Origin of the sequence: Acinetobacter sp. 3657, from assembly GCF_031456775.1 — a bacterium.
Taxonomy (GTDB): domain Bacteria; phylum Pseudomonadota; class Gammaproteobacteria; order Pseudomonadales; family Moraxellaceae; genus Acinetobacter.
This window is the reverse complement of sequence record NZ_JAVDVH010000001.1, coordinates 564,280-583,258: the sequence shown is the minus strand read 5'-3', so window position 1 is coordinate 583,258 and position 18,979 is coordinate 564,280. Positions and strand designations below refer to the sequence as shown.

General features: G+C 41.7%; 14 protein-coding genes. 4 read left to right on the top strand and 10 right to left on the bottom strand.

Annotated elements, in window-relative coordinates; translation table 11 throughout:
- The first annotated feature begins 10 nt into the window (after window positions 1-10).
- Genes J2Y37_RS02640 through J2Y37_RS02630 form a run of 3 tightly spaced genes read left to right on the top strand, consistent with a single transcriptional unit; the run spans window position 11 to window position 3,716 of the window.
- Window positions 11-814 (top strand): enoyl-CoA hydratase/isomerase family protein, encoded by an 804-nt coding sequence (locus J2Y37_RS02640; protein ID WP_349031765.1) that lies wholly within the window; start codon window positions 11-13, stop codon window positions 812-814.
- An 11-nt stretch (window positions 815-825) separates the two neighbouring features.
- Window positions 826-2,817 (top strand): acetyl/propionyl/methylcrotonyl-CoA carboxylase subunit alpha, encoded by a 1,992-nt coding sequence (locus J2Y37_RS02635; RefSeq protein ID WP_349031764.1) that lies wholly within the window; start codon window positions 826-828, stop codon window positions 2,815-2,817.
- Window positions 2,814-3,716, top strand: coding sequence for a hydroxymethylglutaryl-CoA lyase (locus J2Y37_RS02630; RefSeq protein ID WP_349031763.1), 903 nt, complete (start codon window positions 2,814-2,816; stop codon window positions 3,714-3,716). The genes J2Y37_RS02635 and J2Y37_RS02630 overlap by 4 nt, the downstream gene beginning before the upstream one ends.
- 108 nt (window positions 3,717-3,824) lie before the next feature.
- Here J2Y37_RS02630 and J2Y37_RS02625 read toward each other — a convergent pair whose 3' ends face one another.
- A complete protein-coding gene (locus J2Y37_RS02625; RefSeq protein WP_349031762.1) occupies window positions 3,825-4,781 on the bottom strand; it encodes a LysR family transcriptional regulator in 957 nt (318 codons plus the stop codon).
- Window positions 4,782-4,984: 203 nt separating this feature from the next.
- Here J2Y37_RS02625 and J2Y37_RS02620 point away from each other — a divergent pair, with 203 nt between their 5' ends.
- Window positions 4,985-8,455, top strand: a complete 3,471-nt coding sequence (locus J2Y37_RS02620; protein WP_349031761.1) for an indolepyruvate ferredoxin oxidoreductase family protein — start codon at window positions 4,985-4,987, stop codon at window positions 8,453-8,455.
- A gap of 101 nt (window positions 8,456-8,556) precedes the next feature.
- Here the strand turns inward: J2Y37_RS02620 and J2Y37_RS02615 are convergent, their stop codons facing one another.
- The 9 genes from J2Y37_RS02615 to J2Y37_RS02575 form a co-directional block, all read right to left on the bottom strand.
- Window positions 8,557-8,892, bottom strand: a complete 336-nt coding sequence (locus tag J2Y37_RS02615; protein ID WP_349031760.1) for a DUF3325 domain-containing protein — start codon at window positions 8,890-8,892, stop codon at window positions 8,557-8,559.
- On the bottom strand, window positions 8,889-10,583 hold the full coding sequence (locus tag J2Y37_RS02610) for a PepSY-associated TM helix domain-containing protein (protein ID WP_349031759.1): 1,695 nt from the start codon (window positions 10,581-10,583) through the stop codon (window positions 8,889-8,891). The genes J2Y37_RS02615 and J2Y37_RS02610 overlap by 4 nt, the downstream gene beginning before the upstream one ends.
- Before the next feature lie 4 nt (window positions 10,584-10,587).
- Window positions 10,588-10,935, bottom strand: a complete 348-nt coding sequence (locus J2Y37_RS02605; protein WP_349031758.1) for a hypothetical protein — start codon at window positions 10,933-10,935, stop codon at window positions 10,588-10,590.
- Between the two features lie 181 nt (window positions 10,936-11,116).
- Window positions 11,117-11,542: a YbaN family protein gene (locus J2Y37_RS02600; RefSeq protein WP_349031757.1), complete on the bottom strand. Its 426-nt coding sequence runs from the start codon at window positions 11,540-11,542 to the stop codon at window positions 11,117-11,119.
- 111 nt (window positions 11,543-11,653) lie between these two features.
- Window positions 11,654-12,250, bottom strand: coding sequence for a biliverdin-producing heme oxygenase (locus tag J2Y37_RS02595; RefSeq protein ID WP_349031756.1), 597 nt, complete (start codon window positions 12,248-12,250; stop codon window positions 11,654-11,656).
- Between the two features lie 33 nt (window positions 12,251-12,283).
- Window positions 12,284-13,198: a TonB family protein gene (locus J2Y37_RS02590; protein ID WP_349031755.1), complete on the bottom strand. Its 915-nt coding sequence runs from the start codon at window positions 13,196-13,198 to the stop codon at window positions 12,284-12,286.
- A 9-nt stretch (window positions 13,199-13,207) separates the two neighbouring features.
- Window positions 13,208-14,695, bottom strand: coding sequence for a surface lipoprotein assembly modifier (locus J2Y37_RS02585; RefSeq protein WP_349031754.1), 1,488 nt, complete (start codon window positions 14,693-14,695; stop codon window positions 13,208-13,210).
- An 82-nt stretch (window positions 14,696-14,777) separates the two neighbouring features.
- On the bottom strand, window positions 14,778-15,569 hold the full coding sequence (locus J2Y37_RS02580) for a Slam-dependent surface lipoprotein (RefSeq protein WP_349031753.1): 792 nt from the start codon (window positions 15,567-15,569) through the stop codon (window positions 14,778-14,780).
- 188 nt (window positions 15,570-15,757) lie between these two features.
- A complete protein-coding gene (locus J2Y37_RS02575) occupies window positions 15,758-18,931 on the bottom strand; it encodes a TonB-dependent receptor (RefSeq protein WP_349031752.1) in 3,174 nt (1,057 codons plus the stop codon).
- Window positions 18,932-18,979: the final 48 nt, after the last annotated feature.

The window sequence follows — 18,979 nt, the reverse complement described above, 5'->3', positions numbered from 1 at the left end:
GAGGTGTTTTATGAGCTATCAATTTTTACAATTGGAACAGCATGATCAGGTGGCATTTGTGTGGCTGAATCGACCAGAACTACACAATGCTTTTAATACAACCGTGATTGAAGAGTTACATGCTTGTTTTAAGACCTTAAATAGTCGTGATGATATTCGAGTGGTGGTTTTGGCTGGTCGTGGTAAAAGCTTTTCAGCAGGTGCAGATCTCAATTGGATGAAACAAGCTGGTCAAGCCTCTTCAGCAGAAAATGAAGCTGATGCGATGAAACTCGCGCAGATGCTTGATGCGCTTGCAACGCTAAAACAGCCAACGATCGCTCGGGTTCATGGCATCGCTTTTGGCGGTGGTATGGGGCTTGCCTCGGCTTGTGATATTTGTATTGCCAGTACCGATGCGAAGTTTGCAACTTCTGAAGTCCGTTTGGGACTTGCACCTTCTACGATTAGCCCTTATGTCATCCGTGCGATTGGAGCAAGACAAGCTTCACGCTATTTCTTAACCGCTGAACGTATCTCAGCACGTGAAGCCAAACAAATTGGCTTGGCACATGAAATTGCGGATGCGGAAGATTTAGATAAAAAGGTTCAAGAGATTATTGATGCATTATTACTTGGTGGTCCACACGCTCAGGCCGCATCGAAACAATTGATTCAAATGGTCAGCAATCAAAGTATGAATGATCACTTGCTTCAGCAGACTGCACAGCATATTGCACAAGTCCGTCAAGGCAGTGAGGCAAAAGAAGGTTTAAATGCCTTTCTAAATAAACAATCTCCTGCATGGATTTCAAATTCCAATAACAACAATTAAGGACGACCAAAATGTTTGAAAAGATTTTAATTGCGAACCGTGGTGAGATTGCTTGTCGCGTGATTCGTACAGCGAAAAAATTGGGTATTGCAACGGTTGCGGTGTATTCAGATGCTGATGCGAATGCACAGCATGTCAAACTTGCCGATGAGGCGATTTATATTGGTCAATCTCCTGCAACGCAGAGTTATTTACAAGCTGACCGTATTATTCAAGCGGCAATTGATACCGGCAGCCAAGCTATTCACCCTGGCTATGGATTTCTTTCGGAAAATGACCAGTTTGCCCTTGCCTGCCAACAACACAATATTTGCTTTATCGGTCCACCCGTCGATGCCATCTTAGCCATGGGTTTAAAAGCAACCTCTAAAGCTTTGATGGAAAAAGCAGGTGTACCTTTAACACCGGGTTATCACGGTACCAATCAAGATGCTGAGTTTTTAAAACAGCAAGCTGATGAGATTGGCTATCCAGTGTTGATCAAAGCCAGTGCTGGTGGTGGTGGTAAAGGGATGAGTTTAGTGGAACGTAGCGAAGATTTCCTACATGCCCTTGCCTCGTGCAAACGAGAAGCGAAGTCAAGCTTTGGCAATGATGATGTATTGATTGAACGTTATGTGATTCAACCACGGCATATTGAAGTGCAAGTATTTGGTGACATGCACGGCAACTATGTACATTTGTTTGAACGTGATTGTTCGGTACAACGTCGTCATCAAAAAGTGCTAGAGGAAGCACCTGCTCCACAAATGCCAAGCGATAAACTGGATGCGATGCGTCAAGCTGCAATTGATGCTGCACGTGCGGTAGATTATGTCGGTGCAGGTACGGTGGAGTTTATCGTAGAGCAAGACGGTACTGCCTATTTCATGGAAATGAATACACGTCTCCAAGTCGAACACCCTGTCACTGAAATGATTACAGGTGAAGATTTAGTGGAATGGCAACTTCGTGTTGCTGATGGTGAACCCTTGCCAAAACTACAGCATGAATTACAAATTCATGGACATGCTTTGGAAGCACGTATCTACGCTGAAGAACCTGAAAAGGGATTTTTACCTGCAATCGGTAAAATCGACTATCTTCGTTACCCAACTCAAAATCAATACGTGCGCGTAGACAGTGGGATTGTTGAAGGTGATGAAATTACCACCTTCTACGATCCAATGATTGCCAAATTGATCGTATGGGGCAAAAACCGTGAAGCGGCCTTGATTCAAATGCAACATGCACTCAGTCAATTTCATGTTGATGGCTTAGGCAATAACATAGCCTTTCTAGAAAAGATTGTACGCTGTGATTCATTTAAACAGGCCAAGTTGGACACCAACCTGATTCAACGAGAAGAACAGTTTTTGTTTAGCCCAGCCAACATAAAATCTGAGTTTGTTGTTGCAACTGCATTTATTGAATTTTTAAGCCAAATGCAAAACAACCACTCAGGTCAAAAACAACTTTGGCAGGCACAACCGTTATGGCGTTTAAATGTTGCTTATCAACACAGTATTAAACTGAATTATTTAAATCAAAATATTCAGATAAAGTTCGCTGCGGCTGAACACGGTTTTAATGCAGAATTTAATGATCAAACTTTCCATATTTTTGGCGAACTCATTGATCCACATAGCGCTTCAATCCAAATCAATGCAACTCAGCAAAGACTCGCATTTAACCGAAGTTCACAAGGCATTACTTTGTTCCATACAGGGCAAAGCTATAAGTTTGACTATATTCGTCAAGACTTTAATCAGGCGGACAGCCAAGCTGAACAAGGACACTTGAAAGCGCCTATGCCGGGTGTAGTGACCCAGTTACTTGTGGGTGCGAATCATACGGTGAAAAAAGACGATATTCTCATGACACTCGAAGCGATGAAAATGGAATACACCATTCGTGCACCGAAAGATGGTGTGATTGTGGATGCTTATTTCCAAGTGGGCGATCAAGTTAAAGTCGGTGATGAACTGGTGGAGTTTCAAGCTGCTGAGGAGGAAGTTGCATGAGTGAGTTTGTCAAAATCGTGGAAGTTGGACCGCGTGATGGACTACAAAACGAAAAGCAGCCATTGACCATAGAACAACGCTTCAATTTCATTAGCGACCTGATTGATGCAGGCTTGAAATCAATTGAAGTGGGTTCTTGCGTTTCGGCTAAATGGGTTCCGCAGATGGCGCAAAGCGATGAGTTATATAAACTGCTGCCACAAGGTACTGACTTAAACTTGAGTTTGCTGACGCCCAATCTCAAAGGCTTTGAAGCAGCGCTCGCAGTTGGCTGTACAGAAGTTGCGGTATTTACCGCGGCTTCTGATCGTTTTACCCAAAAAAATATTAACTGTTCGATTGATGAAAGTTTAGAACGGTTTTCTGAAATTTTCCAAGCTGCCAAGATACATAATGTTCGTGTCCGTGGTTATGTCTCTTGTATGGTAGATTGCCCTTATGAAGGTGCAATAGATCCCAAACAAGTGCTTAGCGTGGTTAAACGGCTCTATGACATGGGCTGTTATGAGATTTCATTGGGTGAAACCATTGGTACAGCGACGCCAGATCGTGTTCAAAAAGTTTGGCAAGCCTGCTTGGCTGAACTGGATAGCAATGTCTTGGCTGGGCATTTTCATAATACCTATGGCATGGCAATCGCCAATATCTATCAGTCTTTGCAACAAGGCATCCGTATTTTTGATTCGTCTCTTGCTGGGCTTGGTGGTTGTCCCTATGCCAAAGGTGCATCAGGCAATGTCGCCACCGAAGATCTATATTATTTGTTATCTCATATTGGATATGAAACAGGAATTAATTTAGAGAAATTGATGAGAGCTAGCCAAAATATCAATAAAGCCCTGAATCGAAAAAATTTATCAAGCTATGCCAATACCTATTTGCAGCAACATTGCGCATAAATAAATTCATCGAATTTTCAAGCAATGCTCCACAAATTTGATTTGAAGGAGCATTTAAAAATTATTTTTTTTTATGATTGATTTCAGTTATTTTATGTTCCGAATGTCCTATTCAGTATGGGTTAATTGATAAAAATAAGAGGTATCCGCCTCTATTTTTGGGGCAATATGCTGTTCTACCCAGTCTAACCATGCTCGTGTTTTGGCATCGATAAAGTGCCGTGAAGGCAATAAGGTATAAACGCCAATATCTGGAGAACGCCAATCTGGCAAAATGTGACAAAGTCGCCCCGCACGAACAGCCTCGATTACCGTAAACATGGGTAAAAGCGCGATCCCCATATCTTGTTGAACCATATCTAACAATAACTCTGGCGTATCTGCAATTAATTGTCCCGTAATATCTATCTGATAAGAGCAGCTTTTTTTGCTGACAAGATGCCATTGTGCTGTGATGGATGGATTGACTAAACGCAAACAGGCATGCTCCTGCAAATCATCTGGTGACTGCGGAATGCCATGTTTTTTCAAATACGTCGGTGATGCACAGAGCACTGAAAATATAGTACCAATACGTCGTGAAACAAATCTAGAATCCGTCAAAGATTCAGTGAGATAAAGACTGACATCAATCCCTTTGGCTAAAAGATCAGGGGCATTTTGAGACGTACGATATTCAACAGTCAGTTCAGGGTAAGTTCTACAAAACTCAGCCATGACAGGTGCGACGTAGTAATGACCAAAACTGGCCATACTCAAGATACGTAATCGACCTTTTGGCTTTGTGGCTGTTCCTGTCGCCTCCGCCTCTGCCTCATCAATCATTGCAATCACTTGCCGACAACGTTCCGCATAAGTTGCACCAATATCGGTCAACGCATGCTGTCGAGTAGAGCGTTGTAATAGTTTTATTCCTAAACGTGTTTCCAACTCACTGATCAGACGTGAGACCTGCGCTGTGGTCAGATCCATCTGCTCAGCCGCTGCGGTAAAACTTCCACTGTCGATCACTTTCAGGAAAGCATGCATAGCATGCAACAGTCCACCCTCGTGATTTTTGCGCATAACGTAAATATCTTTTCCTAAATTACGCATTGTTGCACCAGTTTAGATCATCCACAATGGTAAATATGTACATACATTGAGCCAGCCCTTTCTCAAGGATGCTCAGCCCATTTTAATTTTTCGTATGTCAATTGCTCCAAACTTCAACTCGGATGTTGAGAAAAGAAAGTCGCACGAACGACCACAATACTAAGGAGACATAAATGAATATAGCGACAAAATTTACACCAAGAATGATTACAACAAAGGATGTTTCACTTGAAGATAAATATATAAGCGATGACGGTACTGCTTATATGACAGGTATTCAGGCATTGGTTCGTTTACCACTTGCCCAGACACGTCGAGATACTTTAAACGGTTATCAAACCGCAGGTTTTATATCTGGTTATCGCGGCTCCCCTGTTGGTAATTATGACAGTTTCCTTTGGCAAATAGGCGGTTTACTCAAAGATCATCATGTGGTCTTTCAACCGGGTGTAAATGAAGACTTAGCTGCAACCGCAATTTGGGGCACGCAACAAGCCAACCTTGCTGGACAAGGCAAATATGATGGTGTCACTTCATGGTGGTATGGCAAAGGTCCTGGTGTTGATCGATCTGGTGATGTACTGCGCCATGCTAACCTTGCAGGTACGTCTGAACATGGAGGTGTTGTTGCCCTATTTGGTGATGACCATTCCTGTAAGTCTTCTACTGTTCCGCATCAATCCGAACATGTCATGATTGGCTGTGGTATACCTATTTTCTATCCAACATCCGTACAACATATTCTTGATCTAGGTGTGCATGCTGTTGCGATGTCTCGTTTTTCAGGCGTTTGGACATCGATGAAACTGGTCAGTGAAATTGTAGAAACCTCTGCTTCAGTCAAGGTCGGTCTAGACCGCGTAACACCAATTATTCCAGAAGATGTCGAATTTCCTGAGGGTGGTGTCAATATCCGTTGGCCAGATCATGGCATACAACAAGAAGAACGACTGTATAAATATCGCCTACCTGCGGTATTGGCTTATGCACGTGCCAATAAACTGAACCGTGTGACTTTGCCTTGCAAAAATGCGCGTATCGGAATTGCTGCCAGTGGCAAAGCCTATTTAGATACGATTGAGGCATTGCGTATATTAGGGATTGAAGGTGAAGCGGCTGAACAACTCGGATTACGTGTTTATCAGGTTGAATTGATTTGGCCTTTAGAGCCTCAAGGTATTCGCGAGTTTGCTGAAGGTTTACAAGAGCTGATCGTGGTTGAAGAAAAACGCCCAATTCTAGAATCCCAAATCAAAGATGAGCTCTATTCTCTGCCAGATAACAAACGCCCTCGTGTGATTGGTAAAGCCTGTGATGGCAAAGGTGAATGGAGTACATCGATCGAAGAAGCACCATTAATTGGTCATTATGAATTCCAGCCTGAACCAATTGCTAAAATGTTAGCTGCTCGATTCTTAGGTCTCGATTTACCAGAAGCGTTGAGAACGCAAATTCAGAATAAAGCGGACTTATTACATAAAGCAGAACAAGAATCTCGCCGTGTAATCGATCTTGCTGAGCGCAAACCTTATTTCTGTAGTGGCTGTCCGCATAACACCTCAACCACACTGCCTGAAGGTAGTCGTGCGCTAGGTGGTATTGGTTGCCACTATATTGCGGTCTCACTTGATCGTGGTACAGAAACATATTCTCAAATGGGTGGCGAAGGTGTGAGTTGGGCGGGTGCATCGCATTTCACCAATGAAAAACATATTTTTGCAAATCTCGGTGATGGTACCTATTTCCATTCAGGCTATCTGGCGATTCGCCAAGCAATTGCCGCAAAAATTAATATTACCTATAAAATTCTCTACAACGATGCGGTTGCTATGACTGGCGGGCAACATGTCGATGGACATTTGAGTGTTGCGCAACTGACCAGACAGTTAGCAGCAGAAGGCATAAAAAAACAAGTGATTGTCACTGATGAACCTGAATTGATTCATGCAGAAGAAGGAATTGCGCCAAATGTGGAAATCTACCATCGTAATGAACTAGATGCGGTTCAACGTCAATTACGTGATATTTCAGGTGTTACTGCGCTAATTTATGTACAAACCTGTGCAAGTGAAAAACGCCGTCGTCGTAAACGTGATGCCTATCCTGATCCAGCCGAACGTATCTATATCAATACTGATATATGTGAAAGCTGTGGTGATTGTTCTAAAAAATCGAACTGTTTATCCATTGAAACTGTGGAAACAGCTTTAGGAACAAAACGCCAGATCAATCAAAGCACTTGTAATAAAGACTTTTCTTGTGTCGAAGGATTCTGCCCAAGCTTTGTCACGGTACACACCCGTGATATGAAACGTCCTGAGAAATTTGAAGGCATCGCTGCAGGCTGGCCAGAAACACCAGTGATTCCCGTGCTTGATGATATTCCAAGTCGCATTATGGTAGGTGGTGTTGGCGGTACAGGTGTGGTGACGATAGGTGCTTTGCTCGGTATGGCAGCGCATCTTGAAGGAAAAGCAACACGCGTGATGGATATGGCTGGATTGGCTCAAAAAGGGGGTACGGTTTACTCTTATATCCAAGTCGCAAATTCTGATGATCAAATTTCTTCGACCAAAATCCCTGCGGGTCAATGTGATCTCTTAATTGGCGCAGATGCGGTTGTCGCAGGTAGTGGCGCAGCACTTTCACGTTTAAAAGATGATGCTGTGGTGATCGTCAATGAAGACTCCTCCCCAACCTCTGATTTTATCGAGTCGCGTGACTGGTACGCACCCATTAAGGATTTAATCCATCGCGTTCGTGGTCGTACTCGTCAAGGTTCGCTGGTTTCTCTATCTGCAACACGCATTGCAACTTTAGTACTCGGTGATGCCATCTTTACCAATCAATTATTACTGGGTATGGCATGGCAATCAGGTCGCATACCGTTATTACGTCAGAGCATAGAAAAAGCAATTCAACTCAATGGTACGGCTGTAGAAAAGAATCTAGAGGCTTTCCGTATTGGATGTCATCTTGCCAGTGATCCAAGTTTAGCAGCCCGTCTAATCGCAGCAATACCAAAAACCAAAACGCCAGAAACATTGGCTGAATTAATCGAAGATCGCTCATCACGTCTGGTTGATTATTGGAATGATGCGTACGCGATGAAATATCGTAGCTTGGTCGAACAAGCATCGAAAACATTACCAGAGGAGTTGACCGCAACTATTGCCACACAACTGTATCGCGTCATGGCCTATAAAGATGAATATGAAGTCGCTCGTCTTTTAACAGGTAAAAAATTCAAAGAGTCGATTGAAACCCATTTTGGTAAAGGCTTACGCTTAACTTACCATCTTGCTCCACCGACTTTAGGTGCTGATCAAAATATTCGTAAGCGTGCTTTCGGATACTGGATTCGTTTCCCAATGATGTTGCTGGCTCGTTTGCAGTTGCTTCGGGAAACCTTCCTCGATCCATTTGCACGTCACGAAGAACGCAGATGTGAACAGGCTTGGCGTGATCGTTATATTGCATTTGTTGAAGCACTGATTGCTTCACCTGAAAAGTATGACTTAACTGTTGCTGAGGAAATTGCTCAGTTACCTGTAGAAGTACGTGGCTTTGGTCATATTAAAACCCAAGCAATGCAGACAGCGATGCAACGTTGGGATGAGTTGTCATTAGCACTCAAAAAATAAGGAAATAGAAATAAAGTTGATATTATGACTTTATAAAAGAAAATTCAAAGCGTTAAAAGCTAAGCTCTTAACGCTTTGTTTATGACATACATATATCAATGCTATAGCAAGTGTATAACCAATAAGATCAGAAACAGCACTGCGACCATAGCATTCGCTTTCAAGATCTTTTTAGGCGAATAGGTCAATAACAATCCAACCGCCAAAGCTGCAAAACTAATGTACCCTAACCATTCTGACAAACCAATTGAAATGCCTTTAAAATATGCGGCGAGTCCCGTAGATATAATGAGCAAGCCCCAACCTACAGTTTGAAATAAACGACAATTTCGTCGACTGACTGGACTTGAAAAAATATCACGTTGATGCTTCGCCATCGAACAGGCCAGACTCGACAATCCAACCACACAAACACACCATAATAGCAAAGCAGTCATTCTATAGACTCCTGTGCATTCTTATTTTTAGGTTGTGCTTTTTTCTTAATCGGTAAGCCTTGATAACGTTTTAGCTTGTAATAAGCGTAAATAAAGATCAGCCCTAAAGTGATGGAAACCAAATCAAAACTTGCAATCATCCACTGACCAAGATAGATACTTTTCCAGAGTGGCAAACCTCCAGTAAAGACATTGAGTATTGGAATCAATAAAAACATGACCGCAGCCAAAGCGAGTTGCTCCAACCATGCAGGACGATGCTGACGAATCGCAGCATGGACTAAACACAATAACCATGCGATAAAAAATACCTTAATTTCAATTGGTGAACGTTCAACAATTTGAGCTGGAATCAAACGATTGGCGAAGAAATATGCTGCACAGGCTATCGGTAAACCTGTAATCGCTGCAATATTTAAAACTTCAACCACACGATGCCCGACAGGTTTGTAGCCCAACTTTTGGACATCTGGTGCGCGTTTAACCACCCATAGAATAAGTCCAGAAGCGATCATCATCGTACCTAACACGCCTGATAAAAATAACAACCAACGCAAAACTGAATCTACCCCATGTGCCATATGAAGCCATGTCACTAAGGTATAAATCGCTTTTGGAGTTGAATTGACAGGTTTCGCCTCGTCTATTTCTCGACCGGTCACTGCATTGAATTTTAATGACGGGATACTTTCACGATCCATTAACGTTGTGGTGCGTGTCGCGTTATATTGTATTTCGGCTTCTACAGTATTGGGTTTATTGACCCTGATCGAAGAGATGGGATTGTTTAACCAACCGTGTTGAACAGTTTTTGTCAATGCAGTTAAATTAACCATTTCCGCAGCCTCAACAGGCTTATTTTCTTGTCCTGATTCAACACGACTACCACCACGACTTCCTCGTCCTGTCAGCAACCCTTTTTGTTTTTGTTCTTCCAGTAAACGGGCTTGTTCAGGTGTTTGAGCAACAGGTTGATTGAGAATCTGATAGAAACTGCGCACATCGCCATAATGTGTATTCATCGCCCAAGGCATAAACAAACTCATCAGCAGCAATAAACCACTAAAGGTAATCATGATGTGAAAAGGCAAAGCAAAAACCGCCGTCGCATTATGTCCATCCAGCCACGAACGCTGACCTTTGGCAGGTCGGAAAGTAAAGAAATCTTTGAAAATCTTTTTATGCGTGATAATGCCGCTAATGATGGCAACAAACATAAATAATGTTGCTACTCCTACAATCCAGCGTCCCCAAATACGCGGCATACCATATAGCTCAAAATGGAAACGATAGAGAAAAGCTCCACCTCTTGTTTCTCTCGCCTTAATCTCTTGACCTGTTTGAGTATCTAAGTAAATCTCGCCACCACGTCGTCGCTCCTCACCTGCTTGGCGAATATTCAACATAATGGCGGGTTGTCTTTCATTGGCAAAACGAATATTCCAACTCTCAGCATTTTGCCCCTTTTGATTCAAATATGTTAAGGCATGGCTGAGCTGTTGTTGCTGTGAAGTGGTATTCACTGATTGATGTAGTTCTGGCTTCATCCAAACGGTAATTTCATTTTGGAAGAAGCTCAACGTTCCCGTTAAAAATACGGCATATAACAACCAACCTAATAGCAGACTCGTCCAAGTATGCAACCATGACATCGACTGGCGTGGCCCTTCATTTTTAGCATCAACACGCATGATGTTACCCTTGTAAGAATAAATAAATGAGTGTCATCAATACACTCGGCAATACCACTGAGAGCCATACTTTAAGGGTTGAATTGACCATGAAGACCCAAATGAACAAAGCACAATGAATGATAAAAGCCAGCATAGTGACGCTTAAAACTGCATTTGCTTTTAAAGGTTCAGTTGGAAATAAAAATACCAACAGCATCGTTGCGATGGCTGCAAAGTAATAACCACCAAAAATTGCCAGCACAAAACGTGAGAAAACCATCAAGCGGTATTTAAGCAATGATGATTGTTGAATTCGATGTTTGGAGACACTTTTAGTGGCAACGAAGGGAACTGATGCTTCAATAGTCATAACAATACCAACAGTGGTGACGACTACTCAAAATCACCCCCACCTTAATCTATTATTAAAAATTGCCTGAAGCATACACAAAACCTAAAAAAATAACAATAATGACAACCATTATCATTTGCATCTGGTTTATTTTTCCTCAAAATAAACACGATTGTATCTATTTGAATGAATAAAATAGCTATTTTCTCCACATCCAGATCAATACCACCAACATGCATCCTATTGCAGGATAGACAAACCAAGGGTGTGGAATCGTCCAGATCATCACTCCTGCTGCTATGCTCATACTGATGGTTGACATATATTTTGCTTTTTTAGGTATGCGACGATTTTCCCTCCATTCTTTTATGATCGGACCGATAAAGCGATGATTTAATAGCCATTGATGAAGCTTTTCTGATCCCCTCGCCGCAAAGAAGACCGCCAATAAAATAAAATCGACAGTTGGTAAACCGGGAATAAAAATCCCGAGCACTCCCAAAGCAATGCATAACCAAGCGAGACATATAAATAACATGCGCCACCAAATCGAACGTGCAACTTTACTTTCTGATAATGGTGCGGAAGTCAGTTCCATATTTAACTTATTGTCTGTGTGATCCATATGCTTCCTACTCAGTTAGGCATAGTTTGATGAGTTAAGTGCTTTGAGAATTTTCTAATCTTTGCTGTGTATTTCCCCAATCTGGAAAAATAAAAATAGCTTCTCAAAGATTTAGTGCAATTCATCCAATCGATTGAGTGCGTTACCAAAATAACCAAAAGCATCTAAAGCACCTTGGATCACACGGTCTTGCTGAGATTGATCAAAGCCTGTCTCATCCAAAGCTTGTACAAAACGTTTCCACACCTTGGCACGTCCTTCAGGATAGGCAGCAAGATTTCGAGCAGCAAAAGTTTCAGAAAAACCTAAATGCTTTTGTGCTTCTTTAAATAAAAAGGCTGCGCCTAAAGTTGAACCCTCCGAAACGTAGATCCAGCCTAATGCTTCAGGCATTTCGACATTTTTACTCTGTAATGGTTCACCTTTGGGTTGTAGTCCCAAGTCTTGCAAATCCGCAAGTGCTTGTTGAGAGCGTCCACGAATCCCTAAATCTGGGATGAGTTCCGCAACACCTTGTTTTTCGAAAAGATGTTCAATCTCTTTCTGAAAGTAGTACTGTGACAAGGTGAATTGTGTATATCGCTCTTTACTCGAAAATACCGCTGCATCAGCCATCAGTTTGTGCATACGCTCATGTTCAGTTGCGGTTTCATGTTTTAAACGTTGGGACAATTGATTAGCAATCATCTGTTCTGTTGCTGCATTCATTTTCTTTCTCCTAAAATAGATATCACGGATGGTTCAACGATTCCGACTGAGTTTAAGTTGGACTGGGAAGTCCACGACCACGGCCACTGCTCGACCGTTCACTTGATAAGGTTTAAATTTTGATTTAAGTGCAGCTTGTATGACACGTTGATCCAAGCTGCTGATGCCTGAGCTTTGTTGTAATTGAATATCTGTCGCCTGACCGTTTTCATTAATACGAATACGAAGTTCAACCGTGCGATCTTGTTGTTTTAGTTCACGATCCTCATAGCTTAGTTTTGCAAAACTCAATACATCTACACGACTCACTTGTAATGGTTCATTTGGGGCGACTTGGCTATCTGGAGCACGTGCAAGTTCCTGTTCTATCGCGGGTGTCGTCACTCCACCAGCGTTGGAATGGCTCTCTCCTTGTTGTTGAGATGTACTTGGACTTTGCTTCGTTGTGAGCTGTTGTTCGATATCTTTTGTTTTTAACGTTAGATCTTTATTCAGGGATGGCTCTGAATCTACAGATACTTGAGTTGGGGTAGCTTGCTCATTTTTATGATTATGTTTTGGCTGGCTATCTGATATCACACGATCAGCATGTGTACTGCTGAGTGTGCGAGTATTTGCGGCGGTTATAGACGATACAGTTGCATTTGAACTCTCTGATACGCTTCGTTTTTGCTTCTCTGACTTGATTGCAACAGCACTTTGTCCAGACGATCGTGGTGATGATTGTTCGGCACTGGACAATGAAACGAAATGCACTTTTAATGCATTCACTTTAGGTGCGCTATCCAATGTATACGGTTCTATCAGATGGCTGAGCAACCACAATGCCGCGATATGCAAAAGTATGACCGTACCTACAACGCCCCATTTCCCGAAATGATGATGTGTTAATTCAGCAGAGCGAGATAATTGTTGTTTGTAACTTGGAGATAAATTTTTTAATTTCATCAGCCTCTCCTAGAAACGGTGTTCGAGTTTCAGGCTGACATTGTGCTTGTCATAGGTGTACAACCAATCCACATTGCTATCATTGTGGTTATAACGATAAGTTAAATTCGGTGTTACGCCATAAAATTTGAAGCGTGGCATTTGCACAACAAAAGTATAATTTTGTTCAAAATCATGTCGTCTTGCTTCATAAACCTTTGCGTATTGATCAAATTGTCGCCAACGATAAGAACTTAATAATGTTGTATTAATTCCAATATTCCAAGGTTTACTTATACCTAGACGAATTCCTTGTTGCTGGTAAGCCGCGATATATTGTTCTTGTGTCGAACGATCAAGGAGGTCGAGTCCACCAAACAATGTCCATTGTTCTGGTAAAATTTTCCAAAAAGTCGCCAGTACCGAACGCTCTTGCCCATTGAGTGTTTTATAGGTGTGGTAATCAAAATCTTTAATTTCTGCTTCAAGTTTGAGTGCTTTATCGCCTGAAATAAACCGCATCCATTCAATCCGCCCGCCCCAAGCGTCGTACAAACTCTCGTTGCCATAACGTCTGTGTTCAAATAGTGGACTGAAATTAATTTGGTTTTTTAAATCGTAATAGCTATAACCTGCATTTACGTTGAGGGTGGATTCATTATAATTGCTTTGATTATCGTAAGACTGTCCATAAGCTAGAGCACGTAGTGCAACGCCATGATTTTCTTTGATGGAAAAACGTTTCATCAAACTTGCATCATAATCCAAGCCTTGAGCTGAAACTGCTTTTGGACTTTCTCTAGTAATTTGAGCTGGGATAATGTTGCCCTCTTTATCCATACCATACAGCGTCCAAGTTTTACTTTGTTCTGATGAACTGTTTAGATTGCTCGCATAAGTAGGACCTACAGCAATAGAACCATGCCATGAATCTCGTTGAGCAAGCGCTTTGACGAAAAGCTGAACCGTTTTTTGTACTTCCGGTGGGATGACACTGTGATCACTTTGTTCTAATTTATTTTGAATCGTTATAAAAAGGTGTGCTGCCTCTTTGTTCTTCTGTTGTTCAAACAGCACACGCGCTAACTCGAGTTCACAAATTAGATTGTTAGGTTGTTTATTTAAACTGCTTTGGAATTTTCGTTCAGCCAGTTTTTGTTGTCCCTGAGCACGTGCCAATGCTCCTTCTGCAAAATCAGTTAAAGCCTGATCATGCTCAGGATAGTTTTGATAATGCACTAAATAGATTTGAACATTTACCCATTGTTTTTGCATAACAGCGAGATATAGCGCTTTGGCTAGATCATCTTGATTTTTCTCTACGACATAGACTTTTCCATTGATTTGGAGTTCAGGTAACTTTTCAGTGCTCCGAATCGTACCTTGTGCTTGAAGTGAACGCTGTTGTTGGAATAGCTGCTGATCGAGGCTTTGATTTAGGCGAAGTTGAGTCTCATCATCCGCATAGAGTGATGTATTTCCCCATAAAGCCAAGCAACACAGCAATGTTCGTTTCATATCAACCGCAAACCAAAAAAGTAAAATCATCAACGCATAAAAAACAAAAGGAACCTACAAATGTAGATTCCTTTTGCCACGATTAGTTTTTCGCACCGCCAAATGCAGTGTTATAAGATGCGTTATTAAACTCGGCGATACCTGCCAAAGCCGCAGCATTTGCACCAAAGAAATGTCCTTGGACAATACCTGAATTATTTAGCCCAGCTGTACCATTGGCGCTTGCTGCACCAGCAAACTCAGCAGTACCCGGATTAAATGTCACACCATTCAATGTTAAGTTTGAAACCGCTGTACCTGTTCCATTTAAAGAACCTTCAAGCGTTCCCGTACCAAAATTTGCAGTGAAATTACCAGTTAACAGATTTGTCGCTGATCCATTAATCCCTGCAACGGTATAAGTTGCAGTACCTGCTGTTGGTACGGTGGTATTACTATTGTCACCCGCATAATAAACTGTATGGCTCGCACTCGCTGCTGTATCGCCAGCCTTCCACCACTCACCAAAATATACTTCCTGCGTACCCACCTGACCAAAATTAAAGTTACCCAAAGCACTATGTGAAGGTGGCATAGCCGATACAGGAATGTGAGAAATATTAAAGCTCTTGCTACCCACTGTGACATTGGTATTACTGGTACCTTGTGCTGCAAATGCTTGTGCCAAGCCTTTTAATGAACTAAAACCTGTAAATGCATTGTATGGTGCGCCTGCCGCTTCTATAGATATTGCTGCTGCACCGCCTGGATGGCTTGCATTTGCAGCGGCGCCGATTCTGATGTTTGCTTCATTGCTAGAAGCACCATCAATAGCTGCATGAGAAAATACAGCAGAACATGCAACCAGACCGATGAACAGTTGAGAGATTTTCATTTATTGTTACTCCATTTATTTAAAGATAAGTTATTGTTTCAATGAGGATAACGCTATCGCTATCATGTTGTTGTATGAGCAGTTGAATCTATAAAACTGCTTTTTAGTTATGTAAATAATAATCATTCAAATATATTATTTACGCCTATCTAATTCCAATTCACTTAAAGCTGGAATTAAATTCTGTGCTAAAACTTAGTTGTCCAACTGATTTTAAGGGTACGACCGGGTGCAGCCATCGCACTCCTAGTGAGTGGGTCAATGTAGAATTGGTTTGAAAGATTATTTCCTACAAACTCAACGGTGTTGTAGGTATCGACTTGATAACGTGCATAAGCATCAAAAATCCATGTATCGTCCCACGCCAAAGGAACATTGAGGTAATAGCCTTTATTGACGCCATCATCATTGTTTTTACGCAGTGGGCTTTCATAAGCTTTATAGAAAGTTGCACGTGCCCCAAGTTCAAGTGCTTCATCAAAGAAACGTGCGCCGAATAATGCATGTGCACTGAGCTCTGGTGTAGACATAGTCACCAGATATCCATTGGGAAAGCCGTCATCGACGCAGCGTTGGTAAGCATCTCGGAATTGAATGCCATGATCTGTTTGTACAGTGCCACTATTGATCATCCTGTCAATCGCACTATTGCTATCACAGACTTCATTTTTGAGGTTATAAGCCAAACTTAAATCTGTGAAGAAAGCACCATTGTCAAAACGGCTTTGCAGTTCTAAACCTGAAAGTTTTTGCTCATCCATGTTGGTAAAAATCAGATTTTGATTTCGTTCAATCACGTTCTTGGTCTTGTTGTAGTAATACGCCAGTTTAAAGTCAGCATTGCGTGCTGAACTGAACCAGTCACGCATATCATAGACATAACCCACTTCATAGTTAAAAGCATGTTCAGGTTTAACAGCTTGATAAGGCATCATTGCTGAAAAACCGACAGTGCTTTCAAATAAACTCGGCAAACGATATTCTTCAGCATATCGTGCATAGAGTCGGTTATTTTCGGTCAGTTGAATCGCTGCACTTAACTGAGGCGCCCAACCGCTATCTTTAACTTTGTTTACAGATTCAATTGGAACTTGTTCAATTACAGCGGGCTTAAAGCCATTTCCGATCACTACATATTTCTGATCTAAAGCGTTCAGTTGATCCAAAATGTTGTCAGCCAAAGCCAAATGACCATTTAGATCTGCTTTCCATGTCAACGTATTGATTTGTGACCAAATTCGGCTATATAAATTTGTCTCGGATGTAGGTACTGTCTCTAAGCGACCATCCCAATCAGGATTGCTCGTTGCATAGCGTTGTGATAGTAGGTTGAGCATGCGCTGCTGCTGAGCATTATAGCTTTCAGGCATGGTTCGATATTCAAAACTATATTCTTTGAGTCTATTTTTCTTGGTAAATAATGGATTTAGCGTAGGATCAACCCCATCGCGGATCGATTTATTTAAGAAGTCATCAAAAGCCCAATAAGAACGGTAACGCATACCCGCATCGAAGCTTAACCAAGACAAGGGACGATAATTAAAATTAAAATCAAACGTTTTCTCTTCACGTCGTCCAGCACGCGGTAAGGCCTGAAATATGCTATACATTGGGCCATATTCACCATAGACATCATCAGAAGTCAGCTTTTCTTTTAAGAAGCTCCCAGCTAAAGTCAAATCAAGCTGATCATTCAATCTTGCTTTATTACTGATGCTAATACCCTGTCGTTGATTGTCAGAGTGACTGATCGCAGTATTGATAAGGCGATTGTCTCGAAAATCAATATCAATTGGCCAGCCACCACGAGTATAAGTCTGACTTTCAGTATCGGTTTGCCAAACATTGGCATAAAAATCGACCCACTGATTGCTATCAGGTTTAAATTTGTATTCCAAACTGTATGCTTTTGAACGGATGTCACTGAGCGGCCATTGAGGTACACCCAAATCAGGCGTTATTCCCCATTGAATGCGAGATGGCATGATTTCGCCAAATTTATTTTTAGTATCTCGATAAGTGAGTTTTAAGGTTTGGAAATCTGTAGGTCGATAGGTTCCTTTGAAAAGCCAAGATTCCATCTGGCTAGATGTATTTGGAACTTCATCACCCGGTTTGTAAGCATGTGCAAAGTATGGAATAAAATCGAAATTGTCATTATTGGGTTCAGCACGTTTGTAATAACCAGCACCGTGTGTGCCTGAAAAATAGTTGCCACGTTCACGAACAGCATAAACAGCCAATAAATCGAATTGATCTTGTTTCATTGCCAGTGCAAGTCGACCGGCTAAATCATCGCCAGAGAAATTAGAGTTATCTTTTCGGGTTCTATTTTTCTTGTAAATATCAGGATCATATCGGGCGCGATCTATTTCAATCCATGGTGTTGTCTCACTATAATCACGACCGACTTTACTCATGTTGGGTAGCGATGGATCTATTGAATTGGTTGAGCCTTCTACTTTTAATTCAGCACCAAAGGTTTTTCCTGCGCGGATAATATCATCAGCTTCAAGTGTTTTAACTAACACCCCACCACCCACAGATGTTGTGGCATTACGTTCTAGTGAAGGTCCTTTGATGACCTCGATCCCAGCGATCAAGTTCGGATCAATATAGTTCCTATTGTTAACCCCATTATACCCTCGCCAAACAGCGACCGACTGCTCTGTTCCATCGATCGTTAATGGTACTCTACCAACACCTTGCACACCTCGAACACTTGGATCAAGTGCGCCGCTATTCCGAGCATCACCACTATAAACCCCGACCATACCTTGTAATACATCAGCAGGATTTGTACCTTTAAAACGCTCTACATATTCTTTACCTGCATACACTGAAGAATGATTTGCGTCATAAACCTTGTTATAGCCTTGAGTATCACGATCTTCTTGACCGTAGACAACGATGGGAGCTAAACGCGCTGAGGCTTCGTTCATTGAATCGCGCTGATCACTCATAGGAGAAACTAAAGCAACTTGATTGGCCGTTAATGGTGGTGCTTTTTTTGTGAGTGTATAGCCTTGCCCAACTTTCACAGCATAAAATTCTGTGTTCATGAGAATATGTTGAAAGCCTTGCTCTATGGAGTAACTTCCTTTTAAGCCAGTACTATTTTTGCCTTTTAACTGTTGTGCATCGATTGCAATCGAAGTGCCCGATTGCTCTGCAAATTGATTTAACACATTTGCCAATGTTCCTGCTGAAATATTATAAGATTTGGTATTTATCGTTGCTGCATATGCAGAATGTAACGGTAGGGCTATACTCCCGATTCCCACGGTATAGATTGCAAGCGCAAGCTTTGATAGTTGAAACAGACTGTTTCTCTGTTGCTGGCCATTTCCCAAGTTTTCCATTACACACCCCAGTAAATAGAAATAAGAATCATTCAATATAAATAATTA